The sequence below is a fragment of the Novosphingobium sp. G106 genome (assembly GCF_019075875.1).
Taxonomy (GTDB): Bacteria; Pseudomonadota; Alphaproteobacteria; order Sphingomonadales; family Sphingomonadaceae; genus Novosphingobium.
Map to the genome: position 1 here is coordinate 1 of NZ_JAHOOZ010000003.1, position 15,240 is coordinate 15,240.

Consider the following 15,240-nt stretch of genomic DNA (forward strand, 5'->3'; position numbering starts at 1 on the left):
GACGTTCGGCCACTACGTCGTTCGGCGATGTCGAACACCATGGCCAAGCTGCCGATCGGAGAGACCCGGTCGTCGCGGATCGGCATGTACTCGAGGTCCATGAAGACCTGCTCGGGGCGAGCGCGCCGCCACAGCTCCAGCTCCTTGGCGTGGAAGCTGAGCGACCCCTTCCTGCGAGGCCCGCCGCGATGACTCTGGCGTTGAAGGCGCGCGCTTCCGGCCAGACGTCCAGCAGCTTGCCGCCGAGCGATGCGGATGGTGCGGCTCCGCACACCTGAGCATAGCCATCGTTGTCGCCGAGAATGCCGTCAGCGCCCCGGAGATAACAACCATCGGTACCGGCGGCGGTTCCAATTGTCTGGACGTTGGCCTTAAGTTCGATGGGCCGGTCTCAGATCGGGCCGGCGGGCGTCGACGCCCAATCCTTGGCACGAATCCTGTCGCCCGCCTGGCCGCCGCCGACAAGGCCGCCGATGGGTACTTCAGTTGCTGCGCGCTCCATGGATTGCACCCTTAGCGTGGCTCTGGCCGCTCGAACAGCCGAGGGCTGGAAAAGCATGCAACGAGCAATCTTTCAGATGTTCGTGCTGGTAAAGCCCTGCGACATTCAGAATCCTTCGGGGCATCCTCGCTACCGGCACATGTAAGGGTAGATGATGATTTGCTCTCGGCTGGCGCCAACTTCTAGTGCGCTATAGAAGCCGCCGAAGGACTTCCCGCAAAAGATCCCATGGCGAGGGTGGATAAAGGCTGACACCCTGGCAGAGTTCGGTTGCTGACCCCTAACTCCGTGGAGGCAACCATGCTTGCAGCCGATCGACCCCATGCGCCCGCCGCTATCCGAATAGATCTTGGCGCGATCTTCGTTTCGATGGAACTGTCTAAATCAACGTGGCCAACCACGTCTTTGCCGCCGGGCGCTGGCGAGTGGATGTCGAAGCACGTTGTGCGCGCCGGCGATGTTGCCGGGTTATTGGAGCGCTTCGCCCACCTTCGTGCGAAGGCGCAGGCGCGAACCGGACAGGAGTTCGGCTTCATTGTCATCCAGGAGGCCAGTCCGATGGTTTCTGGATCCACCGGGTCCTGGAAAGCGAAGGTATCGAGAGTTACGTCGTTGACCCGGCGTCGATCGCGACATCCCGCCGACGCCGACGCGCGAAGACGGACAAGATCGAGGGCGAAGCGTTGGTCCATCCCTTGCTCGCCTACAAGCGAGCGCGAACCACGCGCCTGCGCGATGGTCAGGCCACCCAGCGTCGAGGAAGGGGAAGACTGGCGTCGCACCTTGCCGCGAGCGCCAGGTGCTGATCATCGAGCGCACCCAGCATATCAACCGGATCAAAGGTTTGCTCTTCACCCAAGGCATCACCGGATATGAGCCGCTCTGTCGGGATCGCAGAGGTCAGCCTCAGACCTCAGAACAGGCGATGGACGCGTTCTCACGGCTCATGTCTGGTCGCAGATCGACCGAGAACTCGATCGTCTCGAGCTGATCATCGAACAGATCAAAGCCGTCGAGGACGAACGCGCTTTGCTCATCGCTGCACAGGCGGACAATACGCCCGCGGCGATGGCCTTCAACCTTAAAGGCACCGGACCCGAGGTTCGCGGAAATCCTTTATTCTGAGGGGCTGTTTCGCCATTTTGATAATCGGCGTCAGCTGGCAGCCTATGCTGGACTGGCACCCACGCCCTGGCAAAGCGGTTCGATCAGACACGAGCAGGGCGTCTCCAAGGCTGGCAACGCCAGGCTTCGAACGACCATGGTGGAGCTGTCATGGCTCTGGGTCCGCTATCAGCCGGACTCTGCACTGGCGCGCTGGTTCCAGGAGCGCGTGCAACACAACGGTGGTCGGCACAAGGCCGGCAATCGTCGCGCTTGCTCGCAAGCTCCTGATCGCCCTGTGGAAGTATGCGACCGCTGGCGTGGTCATCGAAGGAGCCATTATGAAGGCAGCTTGACCCGGCACCTTCCACCCATCCCCGGAGCCCGATCAGCTTCGTGGATCCAGGAGGCGAACCGAAACGGCTGTTGGCTTCAAATGCCGCCTGAAAGACTGGTCTCGCCCTCCTGAGCCCGTGCCCGCCGCAAGCGGGATAATGGTGCAGCCGTTCCGGACGGCGACCGCATGTGAGCTGGATATGGGTCGATCCGTCGATCCGCGTCATGCAACGGGCAAAGCCTGGATCCGATCGCCAAGGAGACGACCAATGCTGTCACCAAGTTAAACCTTGACCGACGTCCTCGTCATGTGAGCGGCCGTTCTTTCGGAAGGTCAGGTGTCGCCGGCTAAGCTGCCATGAGGGGGTGGTATCCCCTAACTTCCTCGCCCCAACATGCTGATCGCATCTCACCGCTAAGCATCGCGACGTTGGGATTTCCCAATGTCGTTACGTTGGAGATGTCTGTTATGTTGATGACGCCAGTTTGATAGCGACCCTGGCATTCGGTGCCCTTGGCGAGGTGCGATCTCGCCAAGGGCATTTGTCCTCGCAAATGAGATTGCGGATCGGGACGGTGACGGACGCGAAATCAGGATTGCCCCAGAATGCCGTCGAACGGGCGTTCGAGCTCGCAAAAAGCGGCGCCTACAGGAACATAAAGCAGGTCAGCATTCAGCTGGACAAGGAGGGCTATCTCAATGCCCGCGAGTATCTCGCCGGGCGCTCGATCAGACTTCAGCTTCTAGGTTGTGTGGCCTCTTAGGATTCCCATTTTTGGCAAAGTCTGATTCAAGGCTGTCTTTTGGAGGCGGCTTTGGGTGTGATGGACCGATTGGTGTTGAGCGATGCGGCGTGGGAGCGGATGGCTCCTTTGATCATCGGACGCCCTGATCAGAAGGGCTCGACCGGCCGGGACAACCGCATGTTCGTCGAGGCAGTTCTCTGGATCGTGCGGACGGGTTCGCCCTGGCGCGACCTTCCTGAGGTGTTCGGAGACTGGAACAGCGTGTTCCGGCGCTTCAGCCGATGGAGCGCGAAGGGTGTCTGGTGGCGGATATTCGAGGCGATGTCCGATGATCCGGACTTCGAGTATCTGATCGTAGATTCCACCGTGGTTCGCGCTCACCAACATGCAGCGGGGGCCAAAAAGGGGGTCTGAAGATCAAGCCATCGGCCGTTCCCGCGGCGGCTTGAGCACCAAGATCCACCTTGCGGTTCGCGGTCTGGGCTGCCCAGTACGGTTTGCTCTTACCGCCGGTCATCGCGGCGATGTGCCGCAAGCCGCACCGCTGATCGGAGGGCTCCCCGCCAAGGTCGTCATGGCCGATACCGCCTACATCGCGGCAAAGGGCGCTGTCGCTGTCATACCCAGTAACCCGTCGCGCGCCCGCAAGCATCCGCTCGACAAGCATCTCTACGTGCAACGCCATCTCGTCGAATGCTGCTTCAGCAAGCTCAAGCAGTTCCGTCGGGTCGCCACTCGCTTCGAGAAAACCGCTCGAAACTATCGCGCCGTCGTCACCCTCGCCGCAATCGTCCTATGGCTCAGATAAGTGTCCACACAACCTAGCCGTTCTGCACAAAGAGATCGAGGTTCGGCACAGCGAACAAGCCAAAGCGACATGAATACGTTGCCGCGCAGACTTCAGTAACAACTCCGCGCGCGGGCGCGTAACTCCGCCGGCATTGATCAACCCGACGCGGTCAACAGCGACAGTCTGTTCTTGCACGGCATTATCGACCTTCGAGCCGAACAGCGTGACGTTCGCCGAAAAGCCACCGCGCGGTAGGCAAGGTCGAGCGATGCCGTCTCTGCTGTCTCCACCTTCAGGCCGAAAAGAGGTTCGAGACGCGAGAGACCCGCCGCTGTGACCTCCTCCACGAACGGCGTGGGCGCATCGAAGCCAAGGCCTTAGAACGCGCGGATCGTCTAGGGGTCGGGCTTGTAGTTTGCGGGAATGCGAGGGCGAGGTGCGATCCGTACCTGTCGTGGTCGTCCCACCGCGCGCTACCAGACAATGTCAGATTGTCGGTAACCTTGTCTCGATCTGGGCGAACACGCCCGGCACCGTGTAGACGTAGTTGAAGACGGGGAATGTTTTCGAGCGGTAGCCGTCATTCTGGATCACTGCGCCCGCGAGCCAATTTGTCAACCCAGCATCTATCGAGAGCGACGACTCGCCAAACTCGGTATCGCCGTTTAACCTCGTCGAAGAAAAACCCCCTGTGAAGCGGGCGAGAGCTTGCATATCGAAAGTGACAGTCAGCCTCAGGGCGCTGGTATATCGACTGACGCCAAGGCGGGCCATAATACTCAGTCCACATGTGTCGACACGTCGTCGTCGAATGTATCCTGGTGTGCTGCCACCTTGATCTGGTCAGTGGCTTGGGGGCCTGGATCATCGTAGCAGCACGGACGCATAGAGCGTTGTCGGTCTTAACTTTGAGTAAGTTCCGACGAAAAAACTTTCTTTTCCTCTTTCACCCTCATTTCGCGAACCTCAAGGGGTGCAACGTAAGTGCTGTGACAGGCCACGGCGGTCATCAGCGAATGCCATCGGCGAACTCATGTCATGGACCGCCGTGGCCTGAGCGCAGCGCCTACACAACTGCCTGCCGCCCGCACAGAAGTAGCAAGGGCGGAGCCGATCAGGCGGGGCGGCGGACCCGCACGACATACTGGACAGCGACGAAGCGGCGCAGCAGCCCGAACGAGACCTTGTCGAGAACCTTGTGCAGCCGCCTGCCGATATTCGTCTGGATTTCCTCGCAAACGAGGCCCGAGCTGGTGGCAAGCTCGATCACGCCGTGCCGTGCGAACCAGCGGATATGGGTGCGGTCCATCACGCCGGATTCTACCAGATTGAATCGGCCTTGGAGTAGCAGCGGACCCACCAGCGACCAGTGATTGACGTTGGGCAGGCTGATGACCATCACCCCGCCGGGCCGCAGGGATTTGTGCACATGCTTGATCGCGCCCCAGGGATCGCGAAGGTGTTCCAGAACATCGAGGCAAAGGATCGTATCGAACGGCGCGTTTTCGGCGAGGACGTCATCCAGGAAGTCCGTGTCCTCGAGATCGGCGACATAGCCCTTGTCGACGCCCTTCGCCCAGGCGCTGGTCACGTGATCGATGACGATGACTTCGCTCGCCCGGCCTAGTTCCTTCAAGGCTGCGCCGGTAGCACCGATCCCGCCGCCAAGATCGAGCAGGCGGCCTGCATTCTGGGGTACCAAAGCGAAGACATCGCTGCGGACGAGGTCGTGATAGTTGGAAACCGCTTCAACCACAGTGAAACCCCACAATCGAAATCCTTCTTTCACCTCCGGAAGCGCGAATGTCAAAAACCGGGGCCGCGATCTTCGAGACGATCGCGTTCGGCGAGGAGATCCGCCAGGTGGGCCTCGACCAGATCACCGCGCAGATCGAGGCCGCGCCGATCGGCGTAACGCGGTCATCGGGACCATCGTCGAAAGTCAGCGCGACGGCCGGCGTGGCCGAGCGAACCCGCTCTATCGTACCGATGGGCGACAAAATCGGCTCGACGAGATGTTTCGCCCTGCGGCGCATAGAGGGACTGAGTCCCGTGCGCGCGCATTGCGAAAGGAAGCTCAGCACGCTTGCTCGCCCCATTCCCGCTGGCGCTCGGACTGCCATTGCTGCCGAAGGAGAGTAGCCACTTCGTGCGCCCAGGCCGGCCAGTTCAACCGGCGCTGGCTGTAATCCGCTGCCGCGTGAGCCATGTCGATATACCGCGCCCGGTCGCTGAGCAGGGCGTTTATCTCGTTGGCGAACTCTGCCGGGCCGGCGGAGGTATCGAGCAGAATTCCGGTTTTGCCGGGATCGAAATTCCCGGACACGCCACCCGTGTCGTAGGAGATGGACGGCACGCCGAACGATGCCGCCTCGGCAACGACTACGCCCAGCGCCTCGAACTGCGTCGGCAGCATCAGGATATGGGCGTTCTGGAAAAGTCCGGTCAGGCGATCGCGGTCAGCCTCGACGTTCTTGTTCAGAAATCCATGGAAGGTGACGCCCTCGATCGTCGGCGGGGGCGTGGAAGGCACGCAGCCGGCAATATCGAGATGGACGCGGCATCCCCGGTCACGCAGCAGTTCAGCGGTCTTCAGGGCGATGTCGCCGCCCTTCCCGACCCAATCGACCCCGACGAACAGGATGCGCCATTCGTCGAGCGACCGCTCCTCGGGCGGCTTGATATCGACCGATGGCAGGTTCGCGCCCCACGGCACCTGGAATGCCCGATCGGGCGCCGCCGCATGATCCTTGATTGCGGAAGCCTGGGCCCAACGCGAGGGGAAGAACGCAGCGATCGATCCGGAAATGCTGGTCGTTTCCAGCTCGGCCGCGCTGGCCTTGAGGTTGGCGCTGAGCGCGTTGTGCCGCGGGTTGTAGTTGACCATGGCCGACTGCGTCGCATCCGACACGAAGACCGTCTTGTTCGTGCCGGTGAGGAGCGCGCAGATCGGCGTCGCGGCGACGACGAAGACCATGTCGGAATCGCTGCGCTTGAGCTGCTCTACCGTCGGCCCCGCGCCGAAGCGGGTCCAGGCCCGTGACCAGAAAAGGTCGATCTTCCCCAGGCTCAACCTGCGGATGAGGCGCCGGAAAAACGGGAATCCGGGCCGCCAGGGCTTTCTGATGACGAGGCCGAGATCGAACTCCTTTCCCAATGCCTGCAGCATGTGAAAAGGCGTTCCAGACCAAGTGTGGATATCGAGCGGGTCCCCGGCGCAGACGAAATCGATCTTCAACTTTTTGGAAGCTGACATACTCGGTCGATCCATCCTCGCGCTCGTCCGTTTACTGCCCGTCCGATAGCACAGAAGTCGTTAGCGGGATGGCTTGCCAGGCCGTCTAGGTCGCCCGCCAGCCGCATCATTTTGGGACAAAGCGAGGCGGCACAAAGGCTAAGGCCGCCCCACGACGGCAATGCGATTGACCGCGCAAGTTCCGCCGCTTAAGCGATGCCCTACCTCCAAACTGTGACAAGCAGCCGATGCTACGCGGCTGAAACGAAGGTGAGAACCGGATGTTGCCCAAGCTGATCCGGCCGCGCCGCTACGGCGACAACAGGGGCTGGTTTACCGAAAGCTATAACGCGAGGCGATACGGCGAAGCCGGCATCCGTGATACGTTCGTGCAGGATAACCACAGCTTCTCGGCACCCAAGGGAACGCTCCGCGGGCTGCATTTCCAGGCCATCCCGAACGCCCAGGCCAAGCTCGTGCGCTGCGTGGCGGGTGCCATCTGGGACGTCGCGGTCGATATTCGCGACGGGTCGCCTACACGCGGCCGCTGGGTCGGCGCGGAGTTGACCGCCGAGGGCGGGGAACAGCTCTATGTCCCGGTGGGTTTTGCGCACGGCTTCGTCACGCTGACCGAAGATGCCCACGTGCTCTACAAGGCCGGCGATCTTTTTGCGCCCGAGAGCGAGGGTTCGATCCGCTGGGACTCGCCCGAACTCGCGATCGCCTGGCCGCTGGACGGTGGCTGCCCCGTGCTTTCCGACAAGGACGCTGTCGCCCCCGCGTTTGCCGATCTGACGGCGGTGTTTCCCTATGAGGGCGACCCGCTCGGCGATCTCGAGGAGATCGTGCTGTGATCCGCCGCCGCGTCCTGGTGACGGGAGGGGCCGGCTTCATCGGCTCGGCCGTCGTGCGCCATCTCGTCGGCGATCTCGGCGCCGACGTGCTGGTGCTCGACAAGCTGACCTATGCGGGCAACCTCGCTTCGCTGGCGCCGGTCGTCAGCGATCCGCGCTACCGCTTCCTCAGGGCCGACATCTGCGACGGATCGGCCGTGGCCGCGGCGATCGGCGAGTTCCAGCCCGATGCGATCATGCATCTCGCGGCCGAGAGCCATGTCGACCGCTCGATCGACGGACCGGCGGCCTTCATCGAGACCAACGTGGTCGGTACCTTCCGCATGCTGGAGGCGGCGACCGCCTATTGGCGCGGGCTCGATGCCGCGGGCCAGGACCGGTTCCGCTTCCACCACATCTCGACCGACGAGGTGTTCGGGGCGCTGGGCGACGAGGGCAAGTTCGACGACAGCACCGCCTACGATCCGCGCTCGCCCTATTCGGCGAGCAAGGCCGGGTCCGACCACCTCGTCCGCGCCTGGCACCATACATATGGCCTGCCGGTGCTGATCACCAACTGCTCGAACAATTACGGGCCCTATCACTTTCCCGAGAAGCTCATCCCGCTGATGATCCTCAAGGGCCTGTCGGGCGACCGCCTGCCGGTCTACGGCGACGGCTCGAACGTCCGCGACTGGCTGCACGTCGAAGACCATGCTCGCGCGCTGGCGGCGGTGGTGGAGCGCGGTGCGCCGGGGGCGACCTACCTGATCGGCGGCAATGCCGAGCGAACGAACCTGCAGGTCGTCGAAGCGATCTGCGACCTGCTCGATGCCAACGCCCCGCGTGACGACGGCCAGAGCCGGCGCACGCAGATCGGTTTCGTCACCGATCGCCCGGGGCACGACTATCGCTATGCGATCGACGCCTCGCGCATCCGCGACGAACTGGGCTGGACGCCGCAGGAAAGCTTCGGCAGCGGCATGGCGGGGACGGTGCGCTGGTACCTCGACAACCGCGACTGGTGGGAGGCGATCCAGGCCGGCACCTACCAGGGCGAGCGGCTGGGCGTGAATGGCTGAGCGCGGCCCTTTCGAGAGGGTTTGGCTCGTCACCGGCGGCCGCGGCCAGGTCGGCGGCGCGCTCGCTGCAAATCCGCCCGCGGGTGTGCGCATATCGCGTCTTCGAGCGCTCGGGCTTAGTCAGCATCAGAATGGAACTGCTGACTACTACTAAGCTCGGCCTTGATTTAGGCTACCAGATTTTCTTACTTTCGACGTGGGGGAACGATGGAAACAATCTTCGACTGGCTGACGGTCGTGACCTTCGCGGCCCTTGCTGTGATATATCTGCAGAGATCTGCTCAGGCGGCTCCTAAGGACAAAGTTTGGCACTACGTCCCACCCGCCATCGGCTGCGCCGCAGTCAACTACGCCGGGAACGAAGGTTACGTGATACCGGCTGCTATGGGATTGGTGATGATAATGGCTTACATCTACTATGTCCTGAAACCACAGATGAGTGGTTGAAGCGGCGGTTCGCGGACTGGCGACGGACACTACCGATTTGTGTAGCGCATGGGCCGCGCAGATCACATAAGGCAAAGGGTCCCCATGCCTGAACGCGCAGATACGCTAGACCCTCCCGCTATTTCGATACATAAATTTAATTATTCGCCGCGCCGTTAGTGAGTACGTCCGCTTCCCATTGGCCTGCGCAATGTTAAGGATCTGCTGTCCTAGCCGGCCAACGACCGAAATATAGGCACAACTCGCCAGGATCGCAGCGCAAAATTAATAGATCAATTTTGCTGATCGGAGCCATTCGTGAACGATACGTTCGACAGAATGCGACGTTAGCGAAACCTGAGCCCGAGCTTACGGGTGCGAACCGCGTGAGCAAGTCTTACAGCCTTTTCAGGGGGAGGTCGTTAGTGCCATGATGATGTCAAGGACGATGCTGGCACTAGCAGGGTACAGCGGTTCAAGGTCTTCATCGGCGCGGGGAAGCGTTGGGACTGACCATCCGGGATCAAGGCCTCGATCGTGGCGGAAAGCTATTCGCGCACAACCGATCAGTTTGGGCCGGCGGGTGAACGAAATGGATGAGCCGCGATAGAACGGCTCCGCCTTCCCGATCGTGCGGTCCACGCCCTCGGCGACGCCACCGATGCCCACGGCGGAACTTTGAAAAGTTTCACAGATTTGGTAGGGAAAGCTGCCTACAATTCAGATGACCGCATGTTAGTCATGGTTTGTCGATAGCGGGCTAGGCGAGGTCGGAACTTGCGTCGATCTAGGCGCGCCGCCGTTTCGGAGTTCAGTGTGGAATCGTTTGCAGCCTGGATTGCCGAAATCATCACGAACAATGCCAGATGGGCTTCGGCGGTAATCGGCCTGCTTTGTTTCGGGGAATCGCTTGTTCTGGTCGGGCTCTTCATTCCCGCCACGGCGCTCATGATCGCCACTGGTAGCTTGCTCGCGACAGGGAGGCTAGACCCCGTTTGGATTGTCGGCGCCGCGATCATCGGCTCGGTGTTTGGCGACTGGGTGTCCTATCTTGTCGGCGCGCGCCTTGGCCCTGCCGCTTACCGGCACTGGCCGCTGAGGGAGCATCGCACTGCCGTGGCACAGGCTCGGCTCTTTTTCCGTCGGTACGGCTTCTTCGCCGTCTTCGCGGGACGCTTCCTTGGACCCCTGCGAGCGATTGTTCCACTGGTCGCAGGCGTGACGCGCATGCCGTCTCGCTCCTTCCAGCTCGCCAATGTCGCGTCGGCCAGTCTCTGGGTGCCGACGCTGTTCGCTCCTGGCTACTTCTCCGCCAAGCACTTCGCTGCGGACGGCAACCTGAGCGACGGCTCAATGATGTTCATTGGTTTGGGCGTCGGACTGGGATGCGCGGTTGGAAGCTGGGTCTATTCAAAAGTCAGCGCTGCGCGGCGCCGGGCTCGCAAGTCCTATATACGCGAGGCGGCGTCGGCCCTGTGTGCTGGTGCCTCGGATTAACCAATTCAGTTCGCCCGAAAGCGGCTAGGGCGCTTTCTAGCTGCCCCAGGGTCGGCCGACGGTGCCAACATTCGAAACCCGGCGTCTTGACCTCGCGGCCTTGGTCCGCGCGGCGAGTTCCAGCGCATCGTCAAGCAACTGCGCGGCTGAGCGATCCGTTGTAAGCGAAGCCTATCTAGCTAAGATGGAGGTTGAATATTCGACCTTCGGCAGGAGGCCTGCCTTGATTGAGTAGTTTCTGGTTCAACAATCGAGATCTCCCAAATCAAGTCTCGAAGACAAATTCCCAAATAAACCCATTCCGCTCTTTCGGCTAAGTGACGTTCTTCCTGGCAACGATGATCGGGTTGAGGTACTGGAGGCCGGTGCCTTGAAACTGACAGCTCGAATTGCGACGCTCATTTCATTAGAGGCCGTCTCATCAGGTAGGCGCTGGGCTATCGGCGCCTTCAAATCGAGCCAGGCGCCTTGTCGCTATTGATCGCCTCGTCTTAGAAGAAGCGCTCTCCGACAAAGATCGTGTCGTTTTCACTAAGCTTCATGTCCATCGTTGCTTTGACCTTCTGGCCGTTGCGATAGACCGAGATCTTGCCGGCTGAACCGCGCTGGGTCAGACCGCCGCTGCGCGCGAGCGCCATGCGGATCGTCATGCCGCGCTCGACCTTGTAGGCGCCGGGGGCGCCGACCTGGCCATAGACGTAGAAGATCGGCGCAGCCGCCAGAAACAGCTTGTCACCGGGCTGAACGTAAGGATCTTCGGCAGCGCCGCCGCGTGCTACGTCGGTCACCGGCAGGCGGAATTCTTTGCCGTCCGCGCGGCGCAGCAGGATGTCGTCGGCCGCAGAAGGCTTGGCGCCACCGGCGCGGGCCAGAATCTCGGACACGCGATAAACGCGGTCTACTGGAACGAGACCAGGATTGCCGAATTCGCCCAAAACCGTCACGTAACGGCTGATGTAGCTGACGACAGCGACGTTGACGACTGGATCGGTGTAAAAGCCGCCGTCGCGCAGTAGCCTGTTTACCTGCTCGCGAAACTGAATCACTGTCAGATCGGCCGCCTTGACCGAATGCAGGTAGGGAAGTTGCACCGTGCCATCGGCTTGGACCTGGACGCGCGGGTGAAATTCCTCGCGACCAAGAACGCTGACATCGACGACGTCGCCCGGGCCGATTACATAGCCCTCGTCGGTGGTGCCAGCCGCCGCCGAGGGCGCGGCGCTTGCTGCCGGCGAAGAGCGCATGGCGGGCCGGGCTTGCCGCGAAGCAGCAGGTACGACGCTCATAGCGAGCGCTAATAGCGCACCCGCCCACGCAGTTGATCGGGACAGGCTCTTAACCATACTGTTCGTTCCTGCCAACTTTCTGGCATCGCAACCGGCTTCAGGCATCCTTGATCCTTCTTGCCCCACATCGGTGTCCGGTCGCTGCTGAGACAATCGGACACCATAAGGCCGGCCGCGAGAAGTAGCGTCGAAAGCGGACCTCAGGGACCTCAGGCACCGAAAGCGTTGGTCCGTTGAGGTGTTCCTGCATTGGGAAGATATAATGTCCTTGAACATCCGAAATCGTCATGACGCGAAGTCTTGCCAATGATTTCCGCACCACGAGACTATTGGCGTCGAGGCGTCAAAAGCTAAGCTTGTGCAAATGTGGAATATAAGATGGTCGCACAATCGAGTGGAATGAGGGGACTGTTTCGGGCTCCGATAATCGGAGGCTCGCAAGGAAGGGCGGCACTGACGTGCCCCCCTGGTCCTGGACGGTCGTGGTGATCCACATGCCCTCGCGCAGATACTGCGCGCGGCCCTCGCCGGGTTTGGATCGCCGTTGGCCGCGGGCGCGACGACGAACAGCAGCCAACGCAGCGCCAAACGGGTAGTGTGCGGCAAGTCCTGTAAATAGCGGCTTGGCATGCTGGTTAGGCGGCTTGTCGTAGACCGGCTTTCTTCATCTCCTTCAGATCGTTCATGTTGAGGTAGCGGTTGGCCTCGAGCCAGTTCTCGTGGGTCTCGACGGCGAGCGATCGGATCAGGCGCAGACAGCTGTCTTCATTGAAGAAGATGCGCAACACGATGGTCCTGCGCTTGATCTCCTCGTTGAAGCGCTCGAGCATGTTCGTGCTCTTCATATGTTTGTGATGCTGGCGCGGCAGTCGGTAGAAGGTGAAGGTCTCCTCTATGGTTTCCTCCGCCCAGGTGGTGAGCTTGGGGTATCGTGGCGACCATTTCTTAAGCCATGCGGCAAGATCGCTCTTCGCCTCGGACAAGGCGCGCCGGTCGTAAATCCACCGCAGCTCCTGGAGACAGTCGTCGTCGGCCTTGCGTGGCAGATGGTCGAGCGCATTGCGTAGGAAATGGACGTAACAGCGCTGCGTCGGGCAACACCTCGCGGACGGCGGCACGCAAGCCCGCATGGTCGTCGGCGACAACATATTCCACGCCGTGGAGGCCGCGGTCTCGGAGGCTGACAAGGAAGTCCTTCCACGACGAGCGGCTCTCGCGGTTGGCGAGCTCGACAGCGAGAATCTGCCGTCGGCCCTCCCAGTCGACACCGAGCGCGACGAGCACCGCACAAGACCGAACAACGCCGGCCTGGCGGACCTTCTCATACTTCGCATCGATGATGAGATAGGCAAAAGGCTCATCCAGCCGGCGCCGGGCAAAGGCCGTCAAACTCTCATCCAGCCGCTTGTTGATCGCCGAGATCGTCGAGGCCGAGAAGCTGTGTCCGCACAGCTCTTCGGTGATCGCCTTCACCTTCCGCGTCGAGACGCCCTGAACATACATCTCAGCCAGCGTCGCTACTAACGCCTGCTCCGAGCGCTGATAGCGCTCAAACAACTCCGTCGAGAACCGCCCGTCGCGGTTCTGCGGCACCCGCAGTTCGAGCTTGCCCACCCGGGTGATCAGCGTCCGGTTGTAATGACCCGAGCGGTAGCCGACACGGCCATCACTGCGCTCGCTCTTCGAGGCGCCAAGCGCCTCTGTCATCTCCCCCTTCGAGCATCTCCTGCAGCAGATCTTGTACGATCTTCCGCAACATATCGTGGTTCGCACCCATCAACTCTTTGACGGCGGCTATCGACGGCTTATTCTCGCTCCGGGTCATGGTGGGGCTCCTATGGAGTTGGTGACGTCAGACATCACCAGCCTGCCATGGCCGCTCAGATCCTCAATGGATTTTGCAGAACTCCCCGCACACTACCGGCGATCCTGGCAACAAGGCGGCAGAGGCCAATGTTTTGATTAGGCCCGATCCGGGAACCTTTAACGCGGTCTCGATTGATGAGATACCCGCGGCAGAGGGGGGCCACCCGAGCAGCGCCTGGGTTGAGCGAGCGCTGCTCACGGCAGGGAGCCGTACTGCACCCAAGTAAATTAAGGATAACAACAAAGAACCCTTGCCGGGGTCCAACCGTATAGTCGCGCGGTGCATCTCCGGCGCGTGAGAACACGGCCATATAGGTTCTGGTCGCGGCCGTTGCCGTCGGGGGGAGGTCGTGCCGGTGTTCTGAAACTATCGGCGGCATGCACCGATGTTGTATCATTCGGGGCAACGCAGGAGATGACATGCGTAAGACAATCCCCCCTGAGCGCCGAGGCCATGATAACTTTGATGGCGCTGCCAGCCACAGCGCAAGTTACGCAGCAGACCTCGCCCCGGGGACATCCTCGGCTCGATCCTCGGCAAGCTGTTCGGCGGCGGACGCGTAGGTCCGGGTACGACGCTTGATGGGCAGTGGTTGTCCGGACAGACGCCGCTCAACAATCGTAAGCGGAGCCACGGCCCCGCCTTGCAGTGTTGAGGCGCAGCGCCGAGTCTCCTTGCCCTGATCGGGCGGGGAGTGCGCTGCTACTATGATAATCTCGGTTGATGATCCTGTGAGCAAGGGCTCGCAGCGGTTTGAGATATTCACGGGGGCAGGCAAGCGTCGGGATTGGCCGACCGAAGTGAAGGCATCGATTGTCGCGGAGTGTTTTTCGGGCCGGGAGGGCGTCAGCGCCGTGGCGCGCCGGCATGGCCTGGACCCTTCGCAGGTTTACGGTTGGCGGCGGGACTTGCGTAAGCAGCTCGAAGCCGAGGGAGTGATCATTCCGCCGCCGAAGCCGGAAGTGGCGACCTTCGTGCCTGCCGTAATCGAACCGAGTGTTGTGACTGATCCTGCACCCAGGCGTCGTCGTCGACGCCGTGCAACAGGTGCGGTGGTCGAGTTGGAGATCGACGGCGTGGCGGTGAAGATCGGCCAAGGCGCCGACGTGGGTACGATTGCCGCAGTTATTGAAGCGCTCAGGGCCCAAAGATGATTGAGGCTGGGCGATGATCGGACCCGGTGCTGGCGCTCGCGTGATGGTGGCGACGCGCCCGGTGGATTTTCGCAAGGGACCTGACGCCCTGGCGGCGCTGGTCGGCGCCGACTATGGCGGTGATCCGTTTTACGGCGTGATCTACGTGTTCCGGGCAAAGCGCGCGGACCGGATCAAGCTGGTCTGGTGGGACGGCACCGGCCTTTGCCTGATGGCCAAGAAGCTGGAGTCAGGCGGCTTCAAGTGGCCCGGCATCCAGGACGGCGTAATGCGGCTGACGTCGGCGCAACTTGGCGCGCTTCTAGAGGGCCTCGACTGGCGCCGCGTCCATGGCGGCCGCCGCCCGATTGCCCCACAGATTGCCGGTTGACGGGGCTTTCC

13 protein-coding genes and 2 pseudogenes are annotated in these 15,240 nt (G+C 61.6%); 9 read left to right on the top strand and 6 right to left on the bottom strand.

From position 1 onward, the window contains the following. Positions 1-802: 802 nt before the first annotated feature. The 3 genes and pseudogenes from KRR38_RS31980 (at position 803) to KRR38_RS31990 (ending at position 3,497) form a co-directional block, all read left to right on the top strand. Positions 803-1,962: pseudogene (locus tag KRR38_RS31980) on the top strand (IS110 family transposase). A 556-nt stretch (positions 1,963-2,518) separates the two neighbouring features. Next, complete coding sequence (locus tag KRR38_RS31985; protein WP_217407864.1) at positions 2,519-2,707, top strand: hypothetical protein; 189 nt, start codon at positions 2,519-2,521, stop codon at positions 2,705-2,707. Positions 2,708-2,758: 51 nt separating this feature from the next. Beyond that, positions 2,759-3,497 (top strand): IS5 family transposase gene (locus KRR38_RS31990; protein ID WP_217407865.1). Its coding sequence is split into 2 segments (ribosomal slippage): positions 2,759-3,094 and positions 3,096-3,497, totalling 738 coding nucleotides; the frame shifts between segments, so codons are not numbered across the junction. Between the two features lie 468 nt (positions 3,498-3,965). Here the strand turns inward: KRR38_RS31990 and KRR38_RS31995 are convergent. The 4 genes from KRR38_RS31995 to KRR38_RS32010 form a co-directional block, all read right to left on the bottom strand. Further along, the gene (locus tag KRR38_RS31995; RefSeq protein WP_217407866.1) at positions 3,966-4,253 is read right to left on the bottom strand and encodes a hypothetical protein; all 288 of its coding nucleotides are present in this window, start codon (positions 4,251-4,253) and stop codon (positions 3,966-3,968) included. A 340-nt stretch (positions 4,254-4,593) separates the two neighbouring features. Then, positions 4,594-5,235, bottom strand: a complete 642-nt coding sequence (locus KRR38_RS32000; protein WP_217407867.1) for a methyltransferase domain-containing protein — start codon at positions 5,233-5,235, stop codon at positions 4,594-4,596. Further along, positions 5,228-5,515, bottom strand: coding sequence for a hypothetical protein (locus tag KRR38_RS32005; RefSeq protein WP_217407868.1), 288 nt, complete (start codon positions 5,513-5,515; stop codon positions 5,228-5,230). Before KRR38_RS32005 ends, KRR38_RS32000 begins: the two co-directional genes overlap by 8 nt. A gap of 41 nt (positions 5,516-5,556) precedes the next feature. Continuing rightward, positions 5,557-6,735, bottom strand: coding sequence for a glycosyltransferase family 4 protein (locus tag KRR38_RS32010; protein WP_217407869.1), 1,179 nt, complete (start codon positions 6,733-6,735; stop codon positions 5,557-5,559). Positions 6,736-6,995: 260 nt separating this feature from the next. On the opposite strand from KRR38_RS32010, the gene rfbC reads away from it, so the two are divergent. The 4 genes from rfbC to KRR38_RS32030 all read left to right on the top strand — a co-directional run bounded on the left by rfbC (position 6,996) and on the right by KRR38_RS32030 (position 10,552). Continuing rightward, a complete protein-coding gene (gene rfbC / locus KRR38_RS32015; protein ID WP_217407870.1) occupies positions 6,996-7,568 on the top strand; it encodes a dTDP-4-dehydrorhamnose 3,5-epimerase in 573 nt (190 codons plus the stop codon). After that, a complete protein-coding gene (gene rfbB, locus KRR38_RS32020) occupies positions 7,568-8,629 on the top strand; it encodes a dTDP-glucose 4,6-dehydratase (RefSeq protein ID WP_217408109.1) in 1,062 nt (353 codons plus the stop codon). The genes rfbC and rfbB overlap by 1 nt, the downstream gene beginning before the upstream one ends. 207 nt (positions 8,630-8,836) lie before the next feature. Beyond that, entirely contained in the window at positions 8,837-9,076 is a 240-nt protein-coding gene (locus KRR38_RS32025; protein ID WP_217407871.1) for an XrtV sorting system accessory protein, read from the top strand. 795 nt (positions 9,077-9,871) lie between these two features. Then, positions 9,872-10,552, top strand: a complete 681-nt coding sequence (locus KRR38_RS32030; RefSeq protein WP_217407872.1) for a DedA family protein — start codon at positions 9,872-9,874, stop codon at positions 10,550-10,552. Positions 10,553-11,043: 491 nt separating this feature from the next. On the opposite strand, the gene KRR38_RS32035 is transcribed toward KRR38_RS32030, so the two are convergent. Then, positions 11,044-11,838 (bottom strand): polysaccharide biosynthesis/export family protein, encoded by a 795-nt coding sequence (locus KRR38_RS32035; protein WP_217407873.1) that lies wholly within the window; start codon positions 11,836-11,838, stop codon positions 11,044-11,046. 635 nt (positions 11,839-12,473) lie between these two features. Further along, positions 12,474-13,663 (bottom strand): annotated as a pseudogene (locus KRR38_RS32040) (IS256 family transposase). A gap of 749 nt (positions 13,664-14,412) precedes the next feature. On the opposite strand from KRR38_RS32040, the gene KRR38_RS32045 reads away from it, so the two are divergent. Next, positions 14,413-14,859, top strand: a complete 447-nt coding sequence (locus KRR38_RS32045) for a transposase (protein ID WP_217407874.1) — start codon at positions 14,413-14,415, stop codon at positions 14,857-14,859. 13 nt (positions 14,860-14,872) lie between these two features. Further along, positions 14,873-15,229, top strand: a complete 357-nt coding sequence (gene tnpB / locus KRR38_RS32050; protein ID WP_217407875.1) for an IS66 family insertion sequence element accessory protein TnpB — start codon at positions 14,873-14,875, stop codon at positions 15,227-15,229. The last annotated feature ends 11 nt before the right edge of the window (positions 15,230-15,240 follow it).

Bases quoted from the DNA above. Each gene is read 5' to 3' on its own strand.
- rfbC (WP_217407870.1), top strand. From the start codon at position 6,996: ATGTTGCCCAAGCTGATCCGGCCGCGCCGCTACGGCGACAACAGGGGC.
- KRR38_RS32010 (WP_217407869.1), bottom strand. From the start codon at position 6,735: ATGTCAGCTTCCAAAAAGTTGAAGATCGATTTCGTCTGCGCCGGGGAC.
- KRR38_RS31995 (WP_217407866.1), bottom strand. From the start codon at position 4,253: ATGGCCCGCCTTGGCGTCAGTCGATATACCAGCGCCCTGAGGCTGACT.
- KRR38_RS32025 (WP_217407871.1), top strand. From the start codon at position 8,837: ATGGAAACAATCTTCGACTGGCTGACGGTCGTGACCTTCGCGGCCCTT.
- KRR38_RS32045 (WP_217407874.1), top strand. From the start codon at position 14,413: ATGATAATCTCGGTTGATGATCCTGTGAGCAAGGGCTCGCAGCGGTTT.
- tnpB (WP_217407875.1), top strand. From the start codon at position 14,873: ATGATCGGACCCGGTGCTGGCGCTCGCGTGATGGTGGCGACGCGCCCG.
- KRR38_RS32035 (WP_217407873.1), bottom strand. From the start codon at position 11,838: ATGAGCGTCGTACCTGCTGCTTCGCGGCAAGCCCGGCCCGCCATGCGC.
- KRR38_RS32005 (WP_217407868.1), bottom strand. From the start codon at position 5,515: ATGCGCCGCAGGGCGAAACATCTCGTCGAGCCGATTTTGTCGCCCATC.